This is a genomic window from Methylobacterium sp. AC315, assembly GCF_979253755.1.
Map to the genome: position 1 here is coordinate 18,899 of NZ_CEEDEA010000006.1, position 25,014 is coordinate 43,912.

Sequence of the window (25,014 nt, forward strand, 5' to 3'; positions counted from 1 at the left end):
GACGGAGCCCAAAAGGGTCATGACCAAACCGGACGCGAACACGCCGATCATCAGGTAGGAGAAGGTTTTCAAAGCCATGGACGGCATGTAGCGCGGCCGTATCGAAACGCGTGTGCGCTGCAGCACGGGGCGTCGGGGATGAGGATCCGAACGCAGCCCGCGCAGCGTCTTATGGGCAGCGATGGGCGGAGATCAGCCCGGCCGCTCATAGGCAAGGTTCGGACCGAAGCAGGCACCTCAGTTCTTCGCAAGACCCCGTCCGGACCTTCTAACTCGCCGTATCCGAGGTTACGCTCGCAACCCGGATTGCCACCACGAAAGGAAGTGCCGTGCCGGACGGAACGACTGCATTGAAGCCAAATGAACCGGACTACGACCGCCTACTTCGGGCGAACCTCGAACGGGTGTTCAACGAACGCGACAGCGCCAAGCGTGATCACGCGTTGGATGAACTCTTCGTTGCCGATCCGGTCATGTATGAACCGGCCGACGTCGTCAGGGGACGCGCGGCAATTTCCGCCGTCGCCGGCAAGCTCCTCGAGGAGTTCGGGTCAAACTTCCGCTTCGTGCCTGATGGCGCTGCGACCGGGCATCACGGGTTCGGCGTTCTGCGCTGGCATGCCGGCCCACAGGATGGCCCGGTCACCCTCAACGGCTCAGACGTTGCGGAAATCGTCGAGGGTCGGATTACGCGCCTTTGGGTGATGCTGGACCCGCCGACAAAGTAGAGGCGCGTGCTGGACGTCGACACGGTGCATCAGATGCCGCGATGAGCGTCCGCTCGAGGGCAGCAATCGATCGGTGTCGAGGGAACGATTCGAGCCCGCCACCGCCCTGGAACCGCCAAGCCGCGTCGTTCAAATCGTGGCCCCGCCCATAAGAAACCCCGCCCAGCTCGCGCCGGGCGGGGTTTCGAATTTCCGAACCCAAAGGTCCGAAAAGGATCAGGCGCGGCCGGCCTGCTGGGCGACTTCGGTGGCGAAGTCCGGGCCCTCTTCCTTCTCGATGCCTTCGCCCAGGGCGTAGCGGACGAAGCCGGTCAGGGCGACGGCGCCGCCGACCTTGCCGGCGGCTTCCTTGAGCACCTGGCTGACCGTCTTCGAGCCGTCGTGCACGAAGGGCTGCTCCAGGAGGGTGACCTCCTTGTAGTAGCTCTTGAGGCCGCTCTCGACGATCTTGGCGAGCACGTGATCCGGCTTGCCGGCGTTCTTCTCGCGCAGGATGTTCGACTCGCGCTCCAGGGTTGCGGCGTCGACGCCCGACGCGTCCAGCGCCACCGGGTTGGTGGCGGCGACGTGCATGGCAATCTGGCGGCCGAGCGCCGACAGGGCCTCGACGTCACCCTCGGACTCGAGCGCCACCAGCACGCCGATCTTGCCGAGGCCGTCGGAGACCTGGCTGTGGACGTAGGAGGCGATCACGCCCTTCTTGATCTCGAGCTTGGCGACCCGCCGCAGGTTCATGTTCTCGCCGATTGTGGCGATCAAGCTCTGCAGCTTCTCCGAGACAGTCTCAGTGGCGCCCGGGAAATGGGCGGCCTGGAGACCCTCCAGCGTGCCGTCGGTGTTGAGGGCGATCTTGGCGGCTTCGCGGGCGAAGGCCTGGAAGGCGTCGTTGCGGGCGACGAAGTCGGTCTCGGAATTGACCTCGACGATCGCGGCGTGATGGCCGGCAGATTCCACGGCGACCAGGCCCTCGGCGGCGACGCGGCCGGCCTTCTTGGCGGCCTTGGCGAGGCCCTTCTTGCGCAGCCAGTCGATGGCCGCCTCGATGTCGCCCTGCGTCTCGTTGAGCGCGCCCTTGCAGTCCATCATGCCCGCGCCGGTCTTCTCCCGGAGCTCCTTCACCATCGCGGCGGTGATGTTGGCCATGGCGGTCCCTTTCGTATGGTCTGGATGAGAGAGGCCCGGCACGCGGGTGAGCGGCCGGGCCCGATAAGGTCGGATCCGCGACACCCCGATGGCCGGGGCGTCGCGAGGTCCGGAAGGCTTACACCGCGGCGGCGGCCTCGACGAAGCCGCGAGCCTGCGAGACCCACGAGTCGCGATCGATGCGGCCGTTGAGCTTCAGGTCGGAATCGACCTTGGCGACCTCCTCGGGCGTCATCGCGGCGATCTGCCAGTAGTGGTAGATGCCGGCATCGTTGAGCTTCTGGACGATCTGCGGACCGGCGCCGTGGAGCTTGGTCAGGTCGTCCGGCGCGCCGCGCGGGGCGGCGAGCAGCTCGAAATGCTCGGTGGTCTCGGCGAGCATCGCCACGTCGGCCGGATCGAGCGCGTCGGACTCGACCGAGACGGCGGCGGCGTCGTTGGCCGGCAGCTCCTCGGCCTGCGGCTCCTCGGAGGCGCCCAGATCGACGCCCGACGAACCTTGGGCCCGCGAGATGCCATCGATGGCGGCCTTCGCGATCAGGTCGCAGTAAAGCGCGATGGCGCGGCCGGCGTCGTCGTTGGCCGGAACGATGTGGGTGATGCCGTCCGGGTTGCAATTGGTGTCGACGATCGCGGCCACCGGGATCCCGAGGCGGTTGGCCTCCTTGATCGCCAGCTGCTCCTTGTTGGTGTCGATCACGAACAGCAGGTCCGGCACGCCGCCCATGTCCTTGATGCCGCCCAGTGCCTTCTCCAGCTTGTCCTTCTCACGGGACAGCATCAGGCGCTCCTTCTTGGTCAGGCCCGGGCCGCCGGTCTCGAGCGTCTCGGTGACCTTGCGCAGGCGCGAGATCGAGCCCGAGATGGTCTTCCAGTTGGTGAGCATGCCGCCCAGCCAGCGGGAGTTCACATAGTACTGGGCCGAGCGCTTGGCGGCGTCCGCGATCGTGTCGGCGGCCTGGCGCTTGGTGCCGACGAACAGCACCCGGCCGCCCTTGGCCACGGTGTCGCTCACCGCCTGAAGCGCGGTGTGCAGCGCCGGCACGGTCTGGGCCAGGTCGATGATGTGGATGTTATTGCGGGTGCCGAAAATGTACGGCTGCATCTTCGGGTTCCAGCGGTGCGACTGGTGACCGAAATGGGCGCCCGCCTCGAGCAGCTGACGCATAGAGAAATCGACGGCCATATCTTTTTACTCTCCGGTTGGATCCGCCGCGGAGGGATGCAGCCGCCCGAAAGATTCGGTCGGCCACCGGAAGACGCCTCATTCAGGCATGAGGCCGGCTCCGCGTGTGGGATGGGCGGGCGCTTAGCAGAGGACGGGGCTCGATGCAAGGATTCGGGTGACGCGCAGGGAGCGGCTCGAGGCGTTCGCAACCGGTCGCGCTCGGCTCTGATGATGCTCCGATGGCTGCCGTCGCATTCGCTATGCTGACGTTCGCCGAAGGCCGCTTCAAGGGGCGGCAAACACCGCCGCAACATCGGGCTCGTTCATCACCCGATACCCCCCGGCCGGAAGGTCGGTCGGCAGGTCGAGCCCCCCGATTCGGTCCCGATGCAGCACCACGACATGGTTGCCGATCGCCGCGAACATCCGGCGGACCTGGTGGTAACGGCCCTCGGTCAGCGTGACCGCGCAATGAGTCGGATCTTCCACCTCCAACTGCACCGGCAGCAATGGCCGGTCCTCGCCCTCCAGCATCAGCGTGCCGGACGCGAAGGTGGCCGCTTCGGTCCCGTCGAGTGGCCGGTCCAGGGTGACCCGGTAGCGCTTCGCCACGTTCGCTTTGGGGGCGATGATCCGATGCAGCAATGCGCCGTCATCGGTGAGCAGCAGCAGGCCCGAGGTCTCCTTGTCGAGGCGCCCCACCGTCGAGAGCGGCGGGTCGCGCCGCCGCCAGCGCTCCGGCAGCAGCCCGTAGACCAGCGGGCCGGCCTCCTTGTGCGAGCAGGTCACGCCCAGCGGTTTGTGCAGCATCAGGCACAGCCCCGGCAGCGGATCGACCGGTGCGCGGTCGATGGTCAGCCGCTGCGGGAGATCGGGATCGAGGGCGATCCGGTCACCGGCATCCGCCACCTCCGCGCCGTCCAGCAGGATCGCGCCGCCCCGCGCCAGATTCTGGATCTCGCGGCGCGATCCGTAGCCGAGGTTGGCGAGCAGCTTGTCGAGCCGGACGGACTTCGTCGCCCTCATCGGCGCGCCTCGTAGACCCGGTAGCCGCCGGCCTGCACCGTGACCGCGACGTCGCGGAAGGCCGCCCCCAGGGCGGTCTCGTACGGGAGGTGCGCGTTGGCCACGAGCCACAGCGTGCCGCCCTTCCGCAACGCCTCGGCGGCCCGGGCGATGAACGTCCGGCCGAGCGCCTGGTCCTCGGTGCCGCCATCGTGGAACGGCGGATTCATGACGACGAAATCGAGGCTCCCCGGTACCGTGCCGCCCGCCCGGATGTCGGCCCAGACGATCGTGGCGCGCGGGTCGGCGACGTTGCGATGCGCCATGTCTACGGCGCGGCGATCGACCTCGACCAGCGTCAGCGCCGTGACGGCGGGCGAACCCAGGATTACCCGGGACAGGATCCCGAGGCCGCAGCCGAGATCGGCGCCCCGTCCCTTCATCGCCGGAAGGTTGGCCAGGAGCAGCGCCGTGCCGGGATCGAGCCGATCCCAGGAGAAGATGCCCGGCTGCGTGCACAAGGCCAGGTTGTCGACGTGGCGCGGCCCGCCCTCGTCGATCGCGGCCGCGAGCCCGGCCGGTTCCGGCGGCCGCACCAGCGTGCAGATCCGGTGGTGGCGGCGCGGCTCGTCGGCCGCTTGGCATTCGAAGGCGGCCAACTCCTTGGCCAGCCGGGCACCACCCCGGTCCTTCGGGGCGAGCGCCATCATCCGGCCGCCGGGCACGAGGGCCCGCAACGTATGGGCGAGGACGTAGCGCCGCTCGATAGTGCCGGGCGGTGCCAGCACGGTCGCGGCGTTAAGGCTGCCCTCGGACAGATCTTCGAGCCGGGCAGAGCCGGGGATCAGGGGGGACAGCTGGACGGCGTCACCGGGGACCTCGGCGAGGTCAACCGGCGGCAGGCCGTAGACGGCGTGGCGCATGAATGATTCAGGATCTGGAGAGCTGGCATCGGAACGCGAATCCACGGCGGAGCGGGAAACCCGCGCCCGACTCGGATCATCCGGGGGGAACGATGCCTGTTACACTGGAATGGGCCTGGAAGCCCAGCCTCAGGATCCGCGCACCTCGCCGTCCGATCCCGACCGAGCCTCCAACCGGCAACCGGTGCGTGTGTGCAAACTGACGCGGCCACAGCCGTTCACGAAACCCCGGATCCGGGTCTATCGTGTCCGCCATGAACGTTCCGATCGATCCGTGCCCGTCCCTGCAGCATCCGGACGACGATCCCTATCTCTGGCTGGAGGAGATCGACGGGCCGGAGGCGCTGGCCTGGGTCGAGGGGCGCAACACCGAGACCCTCGCCCGCTACGGCGATGCCGCCTTCGCCCGGGACCGCGACATCGCGCGTGTAATCCTCGATCGGCCGGATCGGATCCCGCTGGTCTCGCGGCGCGGCGGACAGCTGTACAATGTCTGGAAGGATGCCGAGCATCCGCGCGGTCTGTGGCGGCGCACCGACGAGGCGAGCTTCCGGACCGGGGTGCCGGACTGGGACATCCTGATCGATCTCGACGCCCTGGCCGTCGCGGAGGGCGAAGATTGGGTCTGGGCCGGATCGTCGATCCTGAAGGACGGCCATGATCGCGCCCTGCTCTCCCTCAGCCGGGGCGGCGGCGATGCGAAGGTCGTGCGCGAATTCGACCTGACGGCCCGCCGCTTCGTGGCCGACGGCTTCGTCCTGCCCGAGGCGAAGGGCGGCGCTGCCTGGCTCGACGGCGATACGCTGCTGGTGTCGAGCGCCTACGGCGACGGAATGGCCACACGTGCGGGCTACCCGCGCACCATTCGGATAGTATCGCGCGGCTCGGATCCACAGGCCGCCGCGGTGCTGTTCGACGTGCCCGAGACCAGCATGGCCGCATGGGCCTCGGTCGATCGGGAGACGGGCGTCGAGCGGCTCGTCTTCATCGAGCAGGTCGGCTTCTTCGATACGAAGATCCACTTGGGCGACCGGACTGGCCCGCGCACGGAGCTCGACCTGCCCTCCGACGCGGATGTGCAGATCGACCGGGATTACCTCGCCGTGCGACCGCGCCGGCCCTGGCCCGTGGACGGCGTAGAGCACGCGACCGACACCGTGCTGGCGCTGCCGCTCTCCGAGTTCCTGGCCGGACGTCGCGACTTCGCGGTGCTGTGGCAACCGGACGAGCGCCGGGCGCTCCAGGACGTGTTCTGGTCGGCGGGGCGCCTGTTCGTGCATGCGCTCGACGATCTGCGCCCGACCTACACGGTTTGCACGCCGGGGGACGATAACTGGACGACACAGCCGTTGGAGGGGCTGCCGGCGCTCGGCAGCGTCAATGTCTGGCCCCTCGACGGCGATCCCGAGGAGGCGGACGGCACGCTGCTGGCGCTGGTGCATGACCCCGTGACGCCCGCGACGCTCCTCATCATCGCGCCGGATCTCGGAGCACCCGCGGTCTTACGCGCAACGCCGCCGGCCTTCGACGCGCGTGGATTGCGCGTGACCCGGCATGAGGCGATCTCGGTCGACGGAACGCGCGTTCCCTATGTCCAGACCGGCCCGGAGGGCCAGACCGGCGAGGCCCCGGTGCACATGACCGCCTACGGCGGTTTCCGGATCCCGCTGCTGCCGAGCTACGCGCCGGTTCTCGGGAAGCTCTGGATGGAGCGGGGCGGTACGAACGTCGTCGCCAATATCCGCGGCGGCGGCGAGTTCGGGACGCGCTGGCACGATGCCGGCCGCCGCGAGGGCAAGACCCGGGCGCATGACGACTTCGCAGCGGTCGCGGCCGACCTCGTCGCACGCGGCGTGACGCGGCCGGGCCGGATCGCCGCGGAGGGCGGATCGAACGGCGGCCTGCTTATCGCCAACATGCTGACCCGCTATCCGGAGCGGTTCGGGGCCCTGTTCTGCACGATCCCGCTGATCGACATGCGCCGCTACACCAAGCTCCTGGCCGGGGCGAGCTGGATCGCCGAATACGGCGATCCGGACGACCCGCAGGACTGGGCGTTCATCCGTGCGATCTCGGCCTACCATGCGGCTGAAGCAGACCGGCCCTACCCGCCGATCCTGCTGGCTACGAGCCGCCGTGACGACCGCGTGCATCCGGGCCACGCACGCAAGATGGCCCGGAAGCTGAACGCGCTGGGCTATGACGCGGCCTTCTACGAGCCGGCCTCGGGCGGACACGGCTACGGCAAGGACAATGCCGAGGCGGCGGCGTTCCTGGCGCTGGGCCTGACCTTCCTGCGCCGGTCGATCGGCTGGTCCGAACCGGACGCCTGACGAACGCGAGAGCCCTGAATGTCTAAGGGGCTCAGCCGCCGAACCCCGCCAAAGGGCCTCGCCCCTTGATACCCGGTTCAGCCGCGCGGGAATTCGAGACCCATCTCGCGGTAGCGGGCCGGGTCGTCGGCCCAGTTCTCCCGGACCTTCACGTGTAGGAACAGGTGGACCTTCGTGTCCGCCGCCTCGGCGATTTCGATGCGGGCCGCCTGGCCGATCGCCTTGATGGTCTGGCCGCCTTTGCCCAGGACGATCGAGCGCTGGCTCTCGCGCTCGACGAAGATCGTCTGCTCGATCCGCACCGACCCATCCGGCCGGATCTGCCACTGGTCGGTCTCGACCGTGGACCGGTATGGCAATTCCTCGTGCAGCCGGTCGTAGATCTTCTCCCGGGTGATCTCGGCGGCGAGCATGCGCAGCGGCGCGTCCGAGACCTGATCCTCCGGATAGAGCCACGGACCCGGTGGCATCCGGGCGGCGAGCGCCCGACGGAGATCGCCGACGCCATCGCCCTTGAGCGCTGAGATCATGAAGGTCTCGGCAAAGGGAGAGGCCGCATTGAGCTTGGCGGCGAGATCGAGCAGCCGCTCGCGCGGGATCAGGTCGATCTTGTTGAGGATCAGCATCTTCTCGCGCTTCACCCCGCCCAGTCGGCTCAGGATCGCCTCGACCTCGTCGTCCAGGCCCTTGCGGGCGTCGACCAGCAGGCACACCGCATCCGCGTCGGCGGCGCCGCTCCAGGCCGAATGCACCATCGCCCTGTCGAGCCGACGCTTCGGCGCGAAGATGCCGGGGGTGTCGACCAGGATGACCTGGGCTGATCCCTCGATCAAGATGCCGCGCACCAGCGCCCGGGTCGTCTGCACCTTGCGTGAGACGATCGAGACCTTCGTGCCGACCAGGTTGTTGAGGAGCGTCGACTTGCCGGCATTCGGCACGCCGATGAGCGCGACGAAGCCCGCCCGGGCATCGGCGGGCGTGCCCGGGAGCGCCGAGGGGCCCTTCGGTGCCGAGCCCTCGGCCGGGCCGTCATCCTGTGCGTCGTCGTGATCGTGATCGGTCATGCTGTCTCCGTCGGTCCCGCCTCGGGGACGGTACCGATACCCTCGCGCTCCATCAGCGCGCGGGCGGCCTCCTGCTCGGCGACACGCTTCGAGGTGCCCTCGCCGTGTCCCGGCTCGAGCCCCTCGACCTGTACGGCAATGCGGAACCGGGGCGCATGATCCGGGCCGGTGCGCTCGACCACCGCGTAAATGGGGATCGGCAGGCTCCGGCCCATTGCCCATTCCTGCAAGGCGGATTTCGCGTCGCGGCCGCGATGGGCCGACAGGGGCTCGGTCGGGTGGAAATGCGCCTCGACGATCAGGCGCGCCGCGTCGAAGCCGGCATCGAGGTAGACCGCCCCGAGGATCGCCTCGCACACGTCGGCCAGGATCGTCTGGTTGCGGCGGCCGCCGCCCATCACCTCGCCCTGGCCGAGGATCAGGTGCGGCCCGACCTCCCAGGAGGCCGCCACCGCCGCGCAGGTCTCCCGGCGCACGAGGCCGGCCAGGCGACGCGATAGGTCACCCTCGTCGGCGTCCGGAAAGGCGGCATAGAGCCGGTCCGCCACCGCCAGCCCGAGCACGCGGTCGCCGAGGAATTCCAGGCGCTGGTAGCTGCCGCCGCGTCCGATGGCCTTGCTGGTATGGGTCAGGGCCCGGGTCAGCAGGTTCTGATCGGCGAAGGTGTGGCCGATCCGCTCCTCCAGGACACCGAGCGGCGGCCTGGGCTTGTGGGAACGCCGCGCCCGGGAAGACGGTCGGGCCTGTCCAGCCTCGTCCAAGTCCGGGCCGTTCAATGGATGGTCGAGAACAGGCGCGACCAGCGCACGTGGGCCGGCCAGTTCCAGAGCTGCCAGGCCGGGGTGCCCTCGTCGATCGAGAAGAAGATCATCTCGGCGCGCCCGACCAGGTTGGCGAAGGGCACGTAGCCGACGCTGGCGAGATCCCGCGAATCGGTGGAATTGTCCCGGTTGTCGCCCATCATGAAGAAATGACCGCTCGGCACGGTGTAGAGTTCGGTCTTGTCCCAGAACCCGTTGTCGCCGTCCCGCTCGATCACCCGGTGAACGACGCCGTTCGGCAGCGTCTCGAGGTATTGGGGCACCTTGGTCGCCTGGCCGTAGGGATCGGTCGTCTCGTAATCGGCGATCCGCTCGCGCTTGACCGCCTTGCCGTTGATGTTGAGCACGCCGTCGATCATCTGGATCTTGTCGCCCGGCAGCCCGATCACGCGCTTGATGTAATCGGTCGCATTGTCCTTGGGCAGCTTGAACACCGCGATGTCGCCGCGCTTCGGCTCGGCCGCCCAGACGCGCCCATCCGCCTGAATCGGAATGTATTCCGACAGCGGAAGCGAGTACTTCGAGTACCCGTAGGAGTACTTGGAGACGAACAAGTAATCGCCGATCAGCAGCGTCGGCACCAGCGAGCCCGACGGGATGTTGAACGGCTGGAACAGCAGCGTGCGCACCACGAGGGCGATCAGCAGCGCCTGGACGCCGACCTTCAGCGTCTCGCGGATGCTGGCCCAGGTGCCGGTCTCGACCGGTTTCGTCAGCGGCTTGCCGTCGTGATCCACGCGTGCGCGTTCCATCTTCAGACTCAGATTCCGTCGCCGGAGCACGCCCCGGCTCTTCCGTTATCGTACGATGGTCCCGGAAAGCCTGCTTCCGCAATCCCGCATCATACGCCCGCCGCCAGCAGGGCACGGCCCCGCCGCTCGCGGCGGATCAGCGGTTGTCCCGAGGAATGCGCCGCAATCGTGTCCGCTGCGTGCGGCGGTCTAGACCAAGCGCGAGCCCCCCGCAACGCGCGAGGGGTGCGGGGTAATCCGCCATCCCGACTCTTAACCGGATGACGAAGTCGGCAGCGCCTCGATGATCACGAAGGCTTGAGCCATCGGCGGGTCGTCCGTCAGGCTGACGTGCAGGCGGCCCTCATGCCCCACGGGCAGCAGTTCGGAGAGGCGTGCGGCGGCGCCACCGGAGAGCCGCAGGGTCGGCTGGCCGGAGGGCAGGTTCACCACCTCCATGTCGCGCCAGAACACGCCGGCGCTAAGGCCCGTCCCCAGGGCCTTGGCACACGCCTCCTTGGCGGCGAATCGCCTGGCATAGCCGGGCGCCCGCGCGGCGCGGCGATCGCAGCGCGCCCGCTCCCCGTCCGTGAACACCCGGTGTGTGAAGCGATCGCCGTGCCGCTCCAGCGTCCGGGCGATCCGGTCGATGTCGCAGAGATCCGAGCCGATGCCGATGATCATGCGCGCCGGCCACGATCCATCGCGGCCCGCATGTTCCGGACAGCCTGGGCGAGCCCTACGAAGATCGCGTCGGCGATCAGCGCATGGCCGATATTCAGCTCCCGGATCTGCGGCAGCGCCACCACCGGGCCGACGCTGTCGACCGTGAGCCCGTGGCCGGCATGGATCTCAAGGCCGAGGCCGGCGCCGTGCTGGGCGGCCCGCGTGATCCGGGCCAGCTCGTGGGCGATGCGCCCGTCGTCCCCCGCCACGGCGGCCTCGCAGTAGCTGCCGGTGTGCAGCTCGACGACCGGAGCGCCGAGCGCGGCGGCCGCCTCCATGATCGCCGGTTCGGGCTCGACGAACAGCGACACCCGGATGCCGGCCTCGGCGAGGGCCCGGATGCGGGGGGCGAGATGAGCGCGGCCGCCGACGATGTCGAGGCCGCCCTCGGTGGTGCGCTCCGCACGTTTCTCCGGCACCAGGCAGGCGGCGTGGGGCCGGGTCGCCAGGGCGATCGCCACCATCTCGTCGGTCGCGGCCATCTCGAAGTTCAGCGGCACCGTGAGGTCGCGCTTCAGCGCGGCGATGTCGGCGTCCCGGATGTGGCGGCGGTCCTCGCGCAGATGCGCGGTGATCCCGTCCGCTCCGGCCTCGACCGCCAGGAGGGCCGCGCGAACGGGATCGGGATACTGCTCGCCGCGTGCATTGCGCACGGTGGCGACGTGGTCGATGTTGACGCCGAGGCGCTGCTTCTCGAAGGTCGTGTTCTCGGACGTCATGGGCTCATCGGTCCCGGGGCCGGCCTGCTCCGGCAGGCGCCCTCGAACCGCCGATATGCTGGCGGCGCGCCCCATCGGCAAGACGGACTGGTACGTTGGCCGAGCGGACGCGTCCGGACCTGCCGCCCTTGCCAGTGCGGGAAAAAACCAGTATGCGCCGCCCCTCGCGTTCGCTCCGGCCGGGGGCTGAACGGACGGTGCCGCTCGCGGCATAGGGTCTTGAACGACCCGTCGTCCGGTGTCTCCGCCTTCGATCAACCGCTCGGGCCTGAAAATCGGCTCGAAGGGCTTGGCGCCGAGCGTCTCGCGAAATGAACCGGCCCGAACCAGCTGCCTTCGGGCGGCCGGGCTCCTTTTGACACTGAAAGGCCCGAATATGCCTCTCTACGAGCACGTGCTCTTGGCCCGGCAGGACGTGACGTCCCAGCAGGTCGAGACGATGATCGACACCTACAAGGGTGTGATCGAGCAGAACGGCGGCCGCCTCGAGAAGATCGAGATGTGGGGCGTGAAGTCCCTGGCCTACCGCATCAAGAAGAACCGCAAGGCGCATTTCGCGCTCCTCAACATCGACGCCCCGCCGGCTGCCATTGCCGAGATGGAGCGCCAGATGCAGATCTCCGAGGACGTGCTGCGCTTCATGACCGTCCGGGTCGAGGATCTCGATTCCGAGCCGTCCGCGATGATGCAGAAGCGCGACCGCGACGACCGCAAGGATCGCGAGCGCGGCCGGCGTCGTGACGATGACGGCTTCGGCGGTGGCGGCGGCGGCGGCTTCGGCGGCGGCGACCGTCCGGACCGTGGCGATCGCGGCGGCGATCGTCCCGAGCGTACGTTTGGCGGGGAGGCCTAAGCCATGGCATTTGGTGCTGGTGCGGGTGCTGGCGGTGGACGCCGTCCCTTCTTCCGTCGTCGCAAGACCTGTCCGTTCTCCGGCGCGAACGCGCCGAAGATCGACTACAAGGACGTCAAGCTGCTGTCCCGCTACGTGTCGGAGCGCGGCAAGATCGTGCCGTCGCGCATCACTGCGGTGTCGGCCAAGAAGCAGCGCGAGCTCGCCCAGGCGATCAAGCGCGCCCGCTTCCTCGGCCTCCTGCCCTACGTGATCAAGTAGGCTGATTCGACCGTCCGGCCCGGGCTAGACCCGGGCCGGTCCTCACAGAGCGATCTGGCATCGCTCGATCGTTGGGGCGCAGTGTCGCCTCTAACCCTGCCTTGATGGCAGCGGGACAGCGGAATCCATGGCACAACATATCGGCATCGGTATCGGCGCGGGCCTCGTATCCGCACTCCTGTTCGGAGTGTTGTTGAAGGCGACCCCGCTGGCGATCGTGCTCTACCTCGTGGCGCCGCTGCCGATCCTGATCGTCGGCCTGGGCTGGAGCCACAAGGCGGCGTTGGCCGCCGCAGCGGCCGGCAGCCTGGCGCTGGCCCTGGTGATCGCGCCCTTCATGGGCCTCGCCTACGCCGCCTACATCGCCCTTCCGGCCTGGTGGCTCGCTTATCTGACCCTGCTCGGCCGCGAGACGTCTTCCGGCCTCGAATGGTACCCCACCGGCCGCCTGCTCGGCTGGACCGCCGCCACCGCGGCGCTGGCGTTCATCGCCATTGCGGTTCTGTCCTCGCCGAACCACGCGGCCTTCGACGCGCAACTGCGCGGGCTCGCCCGTACGCTGGTCCAGGTCCGCGATCCCGCTGCCCGTCCGACGCCGGACCGTCGTGCCGAGGTGCCCCAGCCGGAGGTGACCGAGTCCGGTTCGGACCCCGCGTCGGACACGGAGCAAGCACCCAAGGCCGGCGCCGACGAGGCCGAGGTGACCCGGACCGAGGTCGCGGACGCGCTCGCGCGCGTCGTCCCGGCCTTCGCGGCCAACGGTCTGGCTTTGCTCCTCACCTTCTATCTCTGGGCCTCGGCCAGGATCGTGAAGATCTCCGGCCGGCTGCCGCGGCCCTGGCCGGACCTGCCGGCGACCGCAATGCCGCGCACCACCCTGGTGACCCTGGCCGCGGCCGTGCTGATGTGCTTCGCCCCCGGCTACGTCGGCGTGTTCGGCGTGGCGCTCGTGGGGGCGTTCAGCGCGGCTTTCGCGCTCCAGGGTCTCGCGGCGTTCCACGACCGCTCGCGCGGCCGGCCCGGTCGCGGGCTGATGCTGTTCGGCATGTACCTCATCCTGTTCGTGACCCAGGGTGTGGCCCTGGTGGCACTCACCCTGTTCGGCTTGGCCGACACCGCCCTCGATCGCCGACGTCCCAAGGACAACCCGGCGCCGTGAGTCCCCGGCCCGCGAGGCCGACCAACTGAAGGAGAAAAACGATGGAAGTGATCCTGCTCGAGCGCGTGGCCAAGCTTGGCCAGATGGGCGAGACCGTGAACGTCCGCCCGGGCTTCGCCCGCAACTTCCTGCTCGCCCGCGGCAAGGCCCTGCGCGCGACGGAATCCAACAAGAAGCACTTCGAGTCGCAGCGCGCCCAGCTCGAGGCCCGCAACCTCGACCGCAAGAAGGACGCCGAGGCCGTCGCCGAGAAGCTGAACGGCCAGAGCTTCATCCTGATCCGCCAGTCGGGCGAGACCGGCGTGCTCTACGGCTCCGTCTCCACCCGCGATCTCGCCGAGGTGGTGGCCAAGGACGGCTTCACGGTCGATCGCGGCCAGTTCATCCTGAACCAGCCGATCAAGACCCTCGGCCTGCATAACGTCCCGGTGGTCCTGCACCCCGAGGTCGATGTCCAGGTCACGGTCAACGTCGCCCGCAGCCCCGAGGAGGCCGAGCGTCAGGCCCGCGGCGAGTCGGTCACCGAGCGCGAGGCGTTCAACCTCGACGACCTCGGCCTAGAGGTCGGCATGGCGTTGGCCGATGCCGGCGAAGGTGCCGACGACCGCGGCTGATTCTCTCGGGACGACCGGTTTTCGCGGCTCCGCAAGGGCCCTCCGGGTCGCGCGGGGCGGCGCAGGCGGGAGCCCTGTATACCGGTGAAGACTGGGGATCGGTCCCTCCGAGACTTGACACGTTCCAGTTTTGTTCCAGCATGGACGCCCGCCCCTCGCGAGAGTCGGCGGGCGTCCGTTCGTCCGGGCCGGGGCCGGACGAACCGGCCGTCGGCTAGGCTTCAGTAACCATACTGAGGCCAAGGTCGCGCGGTGTGATCCTGGTGCGCCCGCCGCGGCGCCTGAATTCGGAGTCGTCCGCCGATGGCCCTGCCCAATGCGCTCACGGCCAAGCTGGAAGCGGTCCAGGCCGAGTACCGCGTCGCCCCGCACAACATCGATGCGGAGCAGGCGCTGCTCGGCGCCATTCTGGTGAACAACGACGCCTATTACCGGGTGTCGGACTTCCTGCTGGCCGAGCACTTCATGGAGGATGCCCACCAGCAGATTTTTTCCGTGGCGGCGTCCCTGATCCGGGCCGGCAAGCTCGCCACGCCCATCACTATGAAGACCTATCTGGGCGACGCCGATTTCGGCGGCCAGACGGTGATGCAGTACCTCGCTCGGCTTGCCGCCGATGCGACTACGGTGATCAACGCCGGCGCCTACGGCCGCACGATCTACGACCTCGCCATCCGCCGTCGCCTGATCACCATCGGCGAGGATCTGGTGAACGGGGCCTACGAAGCTCCGGTCGAGCAGGCGCCCCGCGACCAGATCGAGGAGACCGAGCGGCGCCTCTACGAGCTCGCCGAGGCCGGCAAGTACGATGGCGGCTTCCAGAAATTCTCCGACGCGCTCACCGCCGCGGTCGACATGGCCGCGAAGGCCTACCAGCGGGACGGCAAGCTCTCGGGCATCGCCACCGGCCTGTCCGACCTCGACGCCAAGATGGGCGGCCTGCAATCCTCCGACTTGATCATCCTCGCTGGCCGCCCGGCCATGGGCAAGACCTCGCTGGTGACCAACATCGCCTTCAATATCGCCAAGGCGTATCGCGGCGAGAAGCAGGCGGACGGCACGATGCAGACCGTCAACGGCGGGATCGTGGGGTTCTTCTCCCTTGAAATGTCAGCCGAGCAGCTCGCCACCCGCATCATCGCCGAGCAATCGGGCGTGCCGTCCTACAAGATCCGCCGCGGCGACATCCGGCCGGAGGATTTCTACAAGATCACCGACGCCGCGCGGGATATGCAGACGATCCCGTTCTACATCGATCAGACCGGCGGCATCTCGATCGCCCAGCTCGCTGCCCGCGCCCGGCGCCTCAAGCGCCAGAAGGGGCTGGACTTGCTGATCGTCGACTACCTGCAACTGCTCTCCGGCTCCGGCAAGCGCAGCGACAACCGCGTGCAGGAGATGACCGAGATCACCACCGGCATGAAGGCGCTGGCGAAGGAGCTGGCTGTGCCGATCATCGGGCTGTCGCAGCTCTCGCGTCAGGTCGAGAACCGCGATGACAAGCGCCCGCAGCTCTCGGATCTGCGTGAATCGGGCTCGATCGAGCAGGACGCCGACGTGGTGATGTTCGTGTTCCGCGAGGAATACTACGTCAACAACAAGAAGCCGCGGGAGGGCACGGAGGAGTTCTTCGCCTGGGAGGCAGAGATGAACCGCGTCCACGGCAAGGCCGAGGTGATCCTGGGCAAGCAGCGCCACGGTCCGACCGGGACGGTGGAGCTGCAGTTCGACGCGAACATCACCCGGTTCTCGAACCTCGCCCAGAGCGAGCGGCTGCCCGAGCAGATGTGATAGAGAACCGTCCCGAAAGGCGGCTGCCGAATTTCGGAAAAAGGTCGCACGGATCGAAAGGCTACCGCATCTTGTGGGTTCTGATACCAGGCATGATGCGGTCGTGTGGCGATGACCGTGTGAACGGGCGGCTGCGAGGATGTGGTCGTGACAGATCCGAACCGGGCGCCGCAGAAGCTGTAGCCGGCGCGGTACGAGGACGATGTCTATGCCTGGACGCAGGAGCAGGTGCATCTCCTTCAGGCGGGTGCTTGGGCGCGTCTCGACATCGAGCATCTTGCGGATGAGATTGCCGACGTGGGCCGCAGCGAACGCCACGTGCTGACGAGCGCCGTCTGCGTGATCCTGCTTCACCTACCGACGTGGGATCATCAGCCCACGCGGCGGAGCCGCAGCTGGGTGACGTCGATACGGACGCAGCGCAGCTTAGTGGTGGAGCGTCTTGAAGACAGCCGAAGCCTCAAGTCGCAGATCCAGGCGCTCATGAATCGGGCCTATCATCGCGCGCGGATCGAGGTGGCAGGGGAGACTGGGCTCGATGAGGGCGCCTCCCCGCCGTTCTGCACCTACGACTTTACCGCGATCATGACTCGGCCGATTCCCTGGCTGCCGGACGACGGCGAGCCCCAATCGACGCGCAGGTAGGGTCGCCCCCGGCGGTCTGCGGTCGCTGCGAACCATCGCCGGATCCGGCCGTTGAGCGGAAGACGAATGTCCCGCCGCCGCAGGATCGACGATGACCGAGCCGACCCCTCCCAAGATGCCGTATTGGCACGTCTATACCGACGGGGAGGGGGTGAGCCGCCAGGAGCTCTTTTCCATCGAGCGCTTCACGTTCGAAGGGATCAACCCCGAGACCGCGCCGCAATGGAACGACAAGATGGACCCGGCGCCGTCGGTGGTGACCTTCACGGTGCTGCCGGTGGGTTGGGTCGGCGAGTGGCATGAGAACCCCCGACCGCAATGGATCGCGATCCTGTCTGGCCGCTGGTTCGTGGAGACCATGGACGGCCATCGGGTCGAGATGGGCCCGGGCGAGCTGATGATGGGCGAGGACCAGAACACCAGGGTCCGCGATGGCAAGAAGGGCCACCTCTCGGGCACCGTCGGCGACGAGCCCTGTACCATGATCGTGACGGGGCTCCAGGTTGAGCCGACCGTCAACCAGCCCGGCCGCTTCAAGTAGGGCCCGCGGCATGGACGGCTTCGAGCTGACGCAGCCGCGCTTCAAGGCGTATGTGCTGCCGAACGCGCCACTGGAAAAGCTCGCCGACGGCTTTCGCTGGACCGAAGGCCCTGTCTATTTCGGCGACCGCAACGAGTTGCTGTTCTCGGATCTTCCCAACAACCGGGTGATGCGCTGGACGGATCAGGCCGGGCTGAGCGTCTATCGCGAGGGAAGCGACTTCGAGAACGGCCACACCCGGGATCGCCAGGGGCGGCTTCTGTCCTGCTCGCATCGCGGCCGGCGGATCCACCGGACCGAACTCGACGGCCGCATCACCAGCCTGGTCGAGCATTATCAGGGGCGGCGGCTCAACTCGCCCAACGACATCGTCTGCAAGTCCGACGGCACGATCTGGTTCTCGGATCCGCCCTACGGCATCCAGACCGATTACGAAGGCGGCAAGGAGGAAGCCGAGCTTCCTGCTTCCCTCTACCGGTTCGACCCCCGCGACGGGTCGCTGCGCGTGGTCGCCGACGACTTCCAGGGTCCGAACGGCCTGTGTTTCTCCCCCGACGAGCGTAAGCTCTACGTCGTCGAGACCGGACTGCAATTCGCAACGGACCCGATCCAGCACGTGCGCGTGTTCGACGTCGCCGAGGATGGCGGCCTGTCCGGTGGGGCGGTGTTCTGCAAGATCGCGCCCGGCAATGCCGACGGGATCCGCTGCGACGAGCATGGCAATGTGTGGTCCAGTGCCGGCGATGGCGTGCACTGCATCGACCCTGGCGGCGAATTGATCGGCAAGATCCTGGTGCCGACGACGGTCGCGAACCTCACCTTCGGCGGCCGCAACGACAGCCGCCTGTTCCTGTGCGCCTCGCATACGCTGTACGCGATCTACACCAACGTGCGCGGGGCGCGGCTGCTATGAGCGGCGTCCGGGCCATCGTCGGCTTCAGCCGCACCGTGGCGGACCTCGGCGTCACGGAAGCCTTTTATCGCGACGGTCTCGGCTTCGAGCGGATCGCTCCGCCGGAACCGGTGCCGACCGCCCAGGCCCAGGCGATGGGGCTGACGGGGCTGCAGGCCCGGCAGCTGCGCCTGCGTCTCGGCGGCCAGATGGTGACGTTCCTCACGGTCGAGCCCCCCGGCGCGGCTTACCCGGTCGATCCTGCGGCGACCGATCCGTTCTTTCAGCACCTCGCGATCCCGGTGCGCGACATCGATGCTGCGATGGCGCAGCTCGGCCGGGTCGAGACGACGCCGATCAGCCAGGGCCGCGCGCAGGTCCTCCCCGCGTCCTCGGGTGGCGTCACCGCGTACAAGTTTCGCGATCCGGACGGGCATCCTCTGGAACTGATCTTCTTCCCTGATGGGGAGCCAGCCGCGCGCTGGCGCGCCGCGCCGGGTCTGTTCCTCGGGATCGACCATTCGGCGATTACCGTCGCCGATCTCGATCGGACGCTGTCGTTCCTCACCGGCGCCCTGAACCTGCACGTCGCGCAAACCGGCCTGAACCGGGGGCCCGAGCAGGCGCGGCTCGACGGCCTCGATGATCCCGTGGTCGACGTGATGGCGCTCACGCCGCCCGCACCCGCGCCGCACATGGAACTGCTGCACTACCGTCAGCCGGCCGGCTCGAAGCGGTCAAACACGGTGTTCGGCGCGGCCGACCGTGCCTCTACGCGATTCGTCTTTTCCGTGGCCGATATGGACGGGCTGCTCGAGGTACTCCGTGTCGCAGGGTTTGCACGTCGTTCGTCCGTGGATGGCGAGGCTGCCTATTGTGTGGGACCGGATGGCCATGGGTTCCTGTTCGTGAAGGCTTGAGCCCGCGGACGGACGCTGCGTGTTGCGCACTTGACGCGTCGCCCCTCCGGCGTCCAATCCGGCCGCCCCGGAGGTCAGACCGATGCCGTTCCTCGCACTGCCCTTTCCGGCCATCGATCCGGTGGCGCTCGCGATCGGGCCGATCACGATCAAATGGTACGCGCTTGCCTACATCGCCGGCCTGATCGGCGGGTGGTACTACGCGCGCCGCCTCGTGATGGCCGACAGCCTGTGGGGCGTGGTCAAGCGCCCGCAGGTGGTCGACATCGACGACTTGGTCGTCTGGGTCGCGCTCGGCGTCGTGCTGGGGGGGCGGATCGGCTACGTGCTGTTCTACAATCTGCCGATGTACCTCGCCGACCCGATGGAGATCCTGGCGATCCGCAACGGCGGCATGTCGTTCCACGGTGGCTTCCTGGGCGCGATCCTGGCCTTCCTGCTGTTCGCTCGAGCCAAGAAGCTCAACGGCTACACCCTTCTCGACATCGGCGCCGTGGTCGTGCCGATCGGCCTGTTCTTCGGGCGGATCGCGAACTTCGTGAACGGCGAGTTGTGGGGCCGCGTCGCGCCCGACTTCGCTTACGCGATCGTGTTCCCCACCGGCGGGCCGCTTCCGCGCCATCCGAGCCAGCTCTACGAGGCGGCAACCGAAGGGCTGCTGCTGTTCATTGTCATGGCGTTGAGCGTCCGCCGGTTCGGCTTCCGCAAGCCCGGTCTGCTCGGCGGGATATTCGTGTTCGGCTACGCCCTGGCCCGGACGATCTGCGAGTTCTTCCGCGAGCCGGACCGGCAGCTCGGCTTCCTGTTCGGCGACCATCTCGGGCCGATGGGCGGCGGCGTGACCATGGGCATGCTGCTCTGCGTGCCGATGATGATCGTCGGCCTCACCTACATCGTTCTGGCGGCGACAGGGCGGACCCGTCCGCGCAACGCGGTGGCGGCGTCCGACCCACGGGAGGCGGCGCGCGAGGCGCCCGCGAAGGCGTGACGCCGCTCGGAGCCGAGATCGCGGCGCTGATCCGGCACGGCGGCCCGATCGGCGTCGACCGCTACATGGCCCTGTGCCTGGGACACCCGGTCCACGGCTATTACCGCACCCGCGATCCGCTTGGGGTGCAGGGTGACTTCACCACGGCGCCCGAGATCAGCCAGATGTTCGGCGAGCTGGTCGGCGCCTGGGTGGCCTACGTTCACGGGCGAATGGGGCGGCCGGACCCGCTCATTCTGGTGGAACTCGGCCCCGGTCGCGGCACGCTGATGGCCGACGCCCTGCGAGCCCTGAGGGTGGCGGCCCCGGGCGTGCGGGTGTCGCTTCACCTGGTCGAGACCAGTCCGGTCCTGCGGGACGTGCAGGCGCGCGCCCTGGCCGGAACGGATCCCACTTGGCACGCAGGCCTGGAGACTCTGCCCGAGGGGCCGGCGATTTTCATCGCCAACGAGTTCTTCGACTGCCTGCCGGTCCGCCAGTTCGAGCGCCGGCCGAGCGGTTGGCACGAGCGGCAGGTCGGCCTTGGGCCGGAAGGCGGGCTCGTCTTCGGGCTAGCCCCCGAGCCCACGGCGGAGATCGAGGCCCCGGGCACGGAAGGCGCTCTGCTGAGCGTCCCCGGTGCCGGGCTCGCGCTGATGCGGACGCTGGCCCGCCGGCTGCGTGCGACTGGCGGCACGCTGCTGGCGATCGATTACGGCCATGTTCGGCCGGGCTTTGGTGATACTCTCCAGGCTCTGGCGGGGCATCGCTTCGCCGACCCGCTCGCGGCACCGGGCGAGGCGGATCTCACGCATCACGTTGATTTCGCGGCCCTGGCCCGGGCCGCCCGTGCCGAGGCGGCAACGATCCTCGGTCCGGTTGAGCAGCGGGAATTCCTTCTTGCCCTCGGTCTGCTGGAGCGCGCCGAGCGGCTGAAGGCGCGCGCCACGGCAGATCAAGTGCTTACGATCGATTCGGCCGTGGAACGGCTGACGGATGCTAGCCTGACCGGCATGGGCAGCCTGTTCAAGGTCCTGGCGGTAACCGACCAGGATCTCGGGCCGCTGCCCGGATTTCCCGAAGCCTGAGGCTTCGCGTCCGGACGGCGGCTGAGGATGTGGTCAGCCGAACGAGCCGAAACCTGCGTCGGATCCACTCGCGGCCCGCGGGGTTGGCGGTGCCGGCGGGTTCAGGTCAGACGGGTCGATGTCGCCGCGCTCGCGCACGACGGGATGCTCGGCGGTGCTGGGGCTCCGGTGTTCCGGAACCTCGGGCGCCCTGGTCTCGATCGGGGAGTCGTTCTCGGTCCGTCGTGACATTGCGATCCTTCTCGGAAGAATCCGGAACCCGGACTCATGCTGCAATGCAGCAAGAATCTGACGGTTCCACGACATCGTCAAGGGCCGGCCGTTCCGCTATCGAGCGCGGCAGCACAACCGCTAGGGAGCCGACCGTGACCGCAGGCATGTCCATCGAGGCGCCGGAACTTTCGTCGCATGCCGGTCTGCGCCATGCCTTCTTCACGCGGGCCGGCGGCGTCTCGGGGGGCGTCTACGCGTCGCTCAACGGCGGCCTTGGCTCGCACGACGCACCGGAGCATGTGGCCGAGAACCGGACCCGGATGTGTGCCCAGTTGGGCCTGGCGTCGGACCGCCTCGTGAGCCTCTACCAGGTCCATTCTGCCGTGGTCGTCACCGTGGAGGCCCCGTTCCCGGCTGCGGACCGCCCAAAAGCCGACGCCATGGTGACGCGGGTCCCGGGCCTCGCCCTGGGCATTGCCACGGCCGATTGCGGCCCGATCCTGTTCGCCGATCCCGAGAACGGGGTGGTGGGCGCCGCCCACGCCGGCTGGAAGGGTGCGTTGACAGGGGTGATCGCCACGACGGTGCAGGCCATGGAAGCCCTCGGTGCGCGTCGGCAGCAGATCGTAGCGGTGCTTGGGCCGACGATCGGGCAAGCCTCCTATGAAGTCGGCCCGGACTTCATCGCGCGCTTCCGCGCCGAGGCTCCCGGCCAGGAGCGCTTCCTGGGAGCGGCGAATCGCGATGGGCATGCGCAGTTCGATCTTCCGGGCTTCATCCTGGCAAGACTCGGCGAGGCGGAAATCGGCGAGGCCGCGATGCTCGGCCTGTGCACCTACGCGGACCCGGAGCGCTTCTACAGCTATCGCCGGACCACGCATCGCGGAGAGGCGGATTACGGGCGGCTGATCTCCGCTATCGCACTGACCCCATGATGGTATCGGACGACGCCCAACGCCAGCGTGGCCGTTGCGTCCAGGGGGGTGCGACACTTTGTCAAACGAAAATCGCGCGAAAAAGCGTGGCCATAAGCGAACCTTGACCATTCGAGCGCGTTTTGACCCACGAGGTGCCGGGGAAAAACGGCGGATTGCCAGAGGGGCCGCGATGAGCGGTCGGCGATACCGCCCGCGTAAAGCAGCCCTGGAACCGCTGGACGATTGTCAGATCCGCGTTCCGTATCGGTCCCGAGAGGCCGAAGCGGAGCAACCCGTGAGGACCAGAAGATGAAATCCCTGCTTCGCGCCACCACCGCCCTCGCGGGCGTCGCTCTCGCCGGCTCGGCCTTCGCCGCCGACCTGCCGCGCCGCGCCGCCCCGCCGCCGATCTTCACCCCGGTGCCCGTGTTCACCTGGACCGGCGCCTACTTCGGTATCAATGCCGGCTACGCGTTCGACGCCAGCAGCCGCTCCAACAATTCGGTCTTCGGCATCCCGGCCCCCTACGCCGCCGTCGGCACCACCGCCACCTTCCGCGACCGCAGCCAGGACGGCTTCTCGGGCGGCGCCCAGGTCGGCTACAACTATCAGTTCACCCCGGGCTCGGGCGTGGTCGTCGGCATCGAGGCCGACGCCCAGTACCTCGACTTCGGCCGCAACCGGAACAACGCCTTCATCAGCGGCGCCGTCGCCCCGGGCTACTACGTCACCGACCCGCGCGGCCTGTCGAGCCTCGACTATTTCGGCACCGTGCGCGGCCGCCTCGGCTACGCCTTCGACCGTACCCTCGTGTACGGCACCGGCGGCTTCGCCTACGGCTCGGGCAGCGCCGACCGCTCGTTCGGCGGCTACGCCGGCAACGACAGCTTCCGCACCGGCTACGCCGTCGGCGGCGGCATCGAGTACGCGCTCCCCACCGACTCGTTCCTGAACTTCTTCCGTTCGAGCGCCGTGACGCTCAAGGTCGAAGGCCTGTACGTCAACCTGGATCGCGGCAACCGCAACCAGGGTGCCCTGGTCGTCAACGCCGCCAACCTCGTCCCGGTGGCCTACAGCGCCATCGGTCGTCGCGACGACGAGTTCGCCGTCGTCCGCGCCGGCCTGAACTACAAGTTCGGCTCGTACTAAGATCTGAGTTCGGCGCGCTCCCCGCGCCGGCCTCTTGGGAACAGGTGAGAAAGCCCGGCCGAAAGGTCGGGCTTTCTTGCGTGAGGGGCCTGCACGCGCTGAGATGAAGTTTTCGCAACCGCCCCTGACAAAGCGTCACCGCACACCCATGTCCTCTGCGGCCGTGCGGCGCGTTCGAGCCCGCGGGTACGACTCGAGGAGGACGACTCCATGAATAGCGAAGAACGCGACGTCATCTCCGGTATCTTCCAGCGTCTGGAGCAGGCCCAGACCCAGCCCCGCGACGCGGAGGCCGAGCGCTTCATCGCCGACAAGCTCCGCACCCAGCCCTATGCTCCCTACGCAATGGCTCAGCTGATCTATGTGCAGGAAGAGGCGATCAAGAGCCTGAACCAGCAGCTCGAGCAGGCGCGCAGCCAGGCCGCTCCGGCTCAGTCCTCCGGCGGTGGCGGTTTCCTGTCGAGCATCTTCGGTGGCGGTGGCAGCCAGCGCCAGGAGCCGCAGCCCGGCTACGGGCAGCAGCAGCGGCCTGGCGGCCAGCCCTGGGGCGGCGCGCCCCAGGGCAATCCCCAGCAGGGCTATCCCCAGCAGGGTTACCCGCAGCAGCCGGGCTACCCGCCGCAGCAGCAGGGCGGTCCGTGGGGCGGGCAGCCCCAGGCAGCTCCGGCCCGGGGCGGTGGCTTCATGGCTACCGCGCTCCCGATGGCGGCCGGCGCGGCCGGTGGCATGCTGCTCGGCAGCGCGCTGTCGAACGCCTTCGCGGGTGGGCATTCGAGCCTCGGCAGCGCCGCGGCAGCGGGCCTTGGCGGTGGCGGTGAGACGGTCGTGAACAACTACTACGGCGACGGCGGCAACCAGGATCTCGGCTCGGCCCTCGACGGCGGCGGCGGTGGCGGCAGCGACTTCCAGGATGCCAGCTTCAGCGATCCCTCCGGTGATTTCGGCGGCGATCTCGGCGGTGGCGACGACAGCGACTGGACCTGATCGATCCAACCAGACCGAAACGATGCCCGGTCGCGCCCATGCGCGACCGGGTTTTTTCTTGCCGACTTGGACGGCTATGCGAGGCGGCTCCAGTCTCGAACGCACTGTCGACGAGGCGACACTGGCCGAAGCTTCGATGTTCAGTCGTGTCGACGTCAGCGCGCGAGCTTGAGCCGATCCGACGCGGCCGGACTTTGTATCGTGGCCGGCGTCGCTCCAGGTTCCGGTCCTGAATTCTCCCAGTGGGCGAAGGCGACGCTGGCGAGAATGAGTGCGATGGCGACCGGGAACAGGAAGCGTGACATGGGCCGGAAACCGAGGTGTGGGGCCTCGGTTCCGGCGGTGCGGCTATCGGGCCGGAGCCGTGGTGCCTGTGCCAGCTCCGACGCCCGGCCGCGCGGTGCCGGTGCCCGGCACAGTCGCCGCACCCGCCGCGCCCGTTGTGGTGCCGGTGGTCGCAGCAGGTGCGCCCTCGTTCATCTTCTGGCTGTTGCTCTTGACCGAACCGGGATTGTTCATGTTGCCGGTCGCACTGCCGCCGCCGGCGGGCTGCTGGGCATAGGCGGTACCGGTCAGGGCGACGGCGAGCGCGGCCGCGAAGCCGTAAGTCTTGATGCGCATGTGCGTTTCCTCGGTTCGGCCCGTCTTCGGGCTCCTAA

At 68.4% G+C, this 25,014-nt stretch carries 25 protein-coding genes and 1 pseudogene; 16 read left to right on the forward strand and 10 right to left on the reverse strand.

Annotation, left to right across the window (positions count from 1 at the left end; translation table 11 throughout):
* Positions 1-329: 329 nt before the first annotated feature.
* Positions 330-728 (forward strand): nuclear transport factor 2 family protein, encoded by a 399-nt coding sequence (locus AC0IY0_RS12240; protein WP_246691982.1) that lies wholly within the window; start codon positions 330-332, stop codon positions 726-728.
* A 216-nt stretch (positions 729-944) separates the two neighbouring features.
* Here the strand turns inward: AC0IY0_RS12240 and tsf are convergent, their stop codons facing one another.
* The 4 genes from tsf to AC0IY0_RS12260 all read right to left on the reverse strand — a co-directional run bounded on the left by tsf (position 945) and on the right by AC0IY0_RS12260 (position 4,967).
* Entirely contained in the window at positions 945-1,871 is a 927-nt protein-coding gene (gene tsf, locus AC0IY0_RS12245; RefSeq protein ID WP_147908127.1) for a translation elongation factor Ts, read from the reverse strand.
* Positions 1,872-1,989: 118 nt separating this feature from the next.
* Positions 1,990-3,057: a 30S ribosomal protein S2 gene (locus tag AC0IY0_RS12250; protein WP_147908126.1), complete on the reverse strand. Its 1,068-nt coding sequence runs from the start codon at positions 3,055-3,057 to the stop codon at positions 1,990-1,992.
* Positions 3,058-3,324: 267 nt separating this feature from the next.
* A complete protein-coding gene (locus AC0IY0_RS12255) occupies positions 3,325-4,065 on the reverse strand; it encodes a pseudouridine synthase (RefSeq protein WP_471763913.1) in 741 nt (246 codons plus the stop codon).
* Positions 4,062-4,967, reverse strand: a complete 906-nt coding sequence (locus AC0IY0_RS12260; RefSeq protein WP_471763915.1) for a class I SAM-dependent methyltransferase — start codon at positions 4,965-4,967, stop codon at positions 4,062-4,064. Before AC0IY0_RS12260 ends, AC0IY0_RS12255 begins: the two co-directional genes overlap by 4 nt.
* A gap of 254 nt (positions 4,968-5,221) precedes the next feature.
* On the opposite strand from AC0IY0_RS12260, the gene AC0IY0_RS12265 reads away from it, so the two are divergent.
* Complete coding sequence (locus AC0IY0_RS12265) at positions 5,222-7,300, forward strand: prolyl oligopeptidase family serine peptidase (RefSeq protein ID WP_471763916.1); 2,079 nt, start codon at positions 5,222-5,224, stop codon at positions 7,298-7,300.
* A gap of 77 nt (positions 7,301-7,377) precedes the next feature.
* On the opposite strand, the gene era is transcribed toward AC0IY0_RS12265, so the two are convergent.
* The 5 genes from era to AC0IY0_RS12290 form a co-directional block, all read right to left on the reverse strand.
* Positions 7,378-8,364: a GTPase Era gene (era, locus tag AC0IY0_RS12270; protein ID WP_471763917.1), complete on the reverse strand. Its 987-nt coding sequence runs from the start codon at positions 8,362-8,364 to the stop codon at positions 7,378-7,380.
* A complete protein-coding gene (gene rnc, locus AC0IY0_RS12275) occupies positions 8,361-9,140 on the reverse strand; it encodes a ribonuclease III (RefSeq protein ID WP_419830686.1) in 780 nt (259 codons plus the stop codon). Before rnc ends, era begins: the two co-directional genes overlap by 4 nt.
* The gene (gene lepB / locus AC0IY0_RS12280; RefSeq protein WP_147853668.1) at positions 9,137-9,937 is read right to left on the reverse strand and encodes a signal peptidase I; all 801 of its coding nucleotides are present in this window, start codon (positions 9,935-9,937) and stop codon (positions 9,137-9,139) included. Before lepB ends, rnc begins: the two co-directional genes overlap by 4 nt.
* Positions 9,938-10,189: 252 nt before the next feature.
* The gene (gene acpS / locus AC0IY0_RS12285) at positions 10,190-10,600 is read right to left on the reverse strand and encodes a holo-ACP synthase (RefSeq protein WP_471763918.1); all 411 of its coding nucleotides are present in this window, start codon (positions 10,598-10,600) and stop codon (positions 10,190-10,192) included.
* A complete protein-coding gene (locus tag AC0IY0_RS12290; RefSeq protein WP_471763919.1) occupies positions 10,597-11,361 on the reverse strand; it encodes a pyridoxine 5'-phosphate synthase in 765 nt (254 codons plus the stop codon). The genes acpS and AC0IY0_RS12290 overlap by 4 nt, the downstream gene beginning before the upstream one ends.
* 376 nt (positions 11,362-11,737) lie before the next feature.
* On the opposite strand from AC0IY0_RS12290, the gene rpsF reads away from it, so the two are divergent.
* The 14 genes and pseudogenes from rpsF to AC0IY0_RS12360 all read left to right on the forward strand — a co-directional run bounded on the left by rpsF (position 11,738) and on the right by AC0IY0_RS12360 (position 24,355).
* Positions 11,738-12,214 carry a 30S ribosomal protein S6 gene (rpsF, locus tag AC0IY0_RS12295; protein WP_147853665.1) on the forward strand — a complete coding sequence of 159 codons (477 nt, stop codon included), beginning with the start codon at positions 11,738-11,740 and terminating at the stop codon, positions 12,212-12,214.
* A 3-nt stretch (positions 12,215-12,217) separates the two neighbouring features.
* On the forward strand, positions 12,218-12,475 hold the full coding sequence (gene rpsR, locus AC0IY0_RS12300) for a 30S ribosomal protein S18 (RefSeq protein ID WP_091712669.1): 258 nt from the start codon (positions 12,218-12,220) through the stop codon (positions 12,473-12,475).
* Between the two features lie 127 nt (positions 12,476-12,602).
* Positions 12,603-13,634, forward strand: coding sequence for a DUF2232 domain-containing protein (locus AC0IY0_RS12305; protein WP_147939150.1), 1,032 nt, complete (start codon positions 12,603-12,605; stop codon positions 13,632-13,634).
* 41 nt (positions 13,635-13,675) lie between these two features.
* Positions 13,676-14,248, forward strand: coding sequence for a 50S ribosomal protein L9 (gene rplI / locus AC0IY0_RS12310; RefSeq protein WP_147908117.1), 573 nt, complete (start codon positions 13,676-13,678; stop codon positions 14,246-14,248).
* A 303-nt stretch (positions 14,249-14,551) separates the two neighbouring features.
* On the forward strand, positions 14,552-16,039 hold the full coding sequence (locus AC0IY0_RS12315; RefSeq protein ID WP_147853662.1) for a replicative DNA helicase: 1,488 nt from the start codon (positions 14,552-14,554) through the stop codon (positions 16,037-16,039).
* A 204-nt stretch (positions 16,040-16,243) separates the two neighbouring features.
* Positions 16,244-16,684: pseudogene (locus AC0IY0_RS12320) on the forward strand (DUF29 domain-containing protein); the annotation flags it as partial.
* Between the two features lie 91 nt (positions 16,685-16,775).
* A complete protein-coding gene (locus AC0IY0_RS12325) occupies positions 16,776-17,225 on the forward strand; it encodes a cupin domain-containing protein (protein ID WP_147908115.1) in 450 nt (149 codons plus the stop codon).
* A gap of 10 nt (positions 17,226-17,235) precedes the next feature.
* The gene (locus AC0IY0_RS12330) at positions 17,236-18,138 is read left to right on the forward strand and encodes an SMP-30/gluconolactonase/LRE family protein (protein WP_147908114.1); all 903 of its coding nucleotides are present in this window, start codon (positions 17,236-17,238) and stop codon (positions 18,136-18,138) included.
* A 35-nt stretch (positions 18,139-18,173) separates the two neighbouring features.
* A complete protein-coding gene (locus AC0IY0_RS12335; protein ID WP_471763920.1) occupies positions 18,174-19,037 on the forward strand; it encodes a VOC family protein in 864 nt (287 codons plus the stop codon).
* Positions 19,038-19,119: 82 nt separating this feature from the next.
* Positions 19,120-20,025, forward strand: coding sequence for a prolipoprotein diacylglyceryl transferase (lgt, locus tag AC0IY0_RS12340; RefSeq protein WP_147908112.1), 906 nt, complete (start codon positions 19,120-19,122; stop codon positions 20,023-20,025).
* Entirely contained in the window at positions 20,022-21,092 is a 1,071-nt protein-coding gene (locus AC0IY0_RS12345; RefSeq protein WP_471763922.1) for a class I SAM-dependent methyltransferase, read from the forward strand. The genes lgt and AC0IY0_RS12345 overlap by 4 nt, the downstream gene beginning before the upstream one ends.
* A gap of 377 nt (positions 21,093-21,469) precedes the next feature.
* Positions 21,470-22,240, forward strand: a complete 771-nt coding sequence (gene pgeF / locus AC0IY0_RS12350; protein ID WP_471764100.1) for a peptidoglycan editing factor PgeF — start codon at positions 21,470-21,472, stop codon at positions 22,238-22,240.
* Positions 22,241-22,531: 291 nt separating this feature from the next.
* Positions 22,532-23,371, forward strand: a complete 840-nt coding sequence (locus AC0IY0_RS12355; protein WP_147939155.1) for an outer membrane protein — start codon at positions 22,532-22,534, stop codon at positions 23,369-23,371.
* A gap of 210 nt (positions 23,372-23,581) precedes the next feature.
* Positions 23,582-24,355: a DUF2076 domain-containing protein gene (locus AC0IY0_RS12360; RefSeq protein WP_419830680.1), complete on the forward strand. Its 774-nt coding sequence runs from the start codon at positions 23,582-23,584 to the stop codon at positions 24,353-24,355.
* A 348-nt stretch (positions 24,356-24,703) separates the two neighbouring features.
* Here AC0IY0_RS12360 and AC0IY0_RS12365 read toward each other — a convergent pair whose 3' ends face one another.
* Entirely contained in the window at positions 24,704-24,976 is a 273-nt protein-coding gene (locus AC0IY0_RS12365; RefSeq protein WP_246692687.1) for a hypothetical protein, read from the reverse strand.
* Positions 24,977-25,014 lie beyond the last annotated feature (38 nt).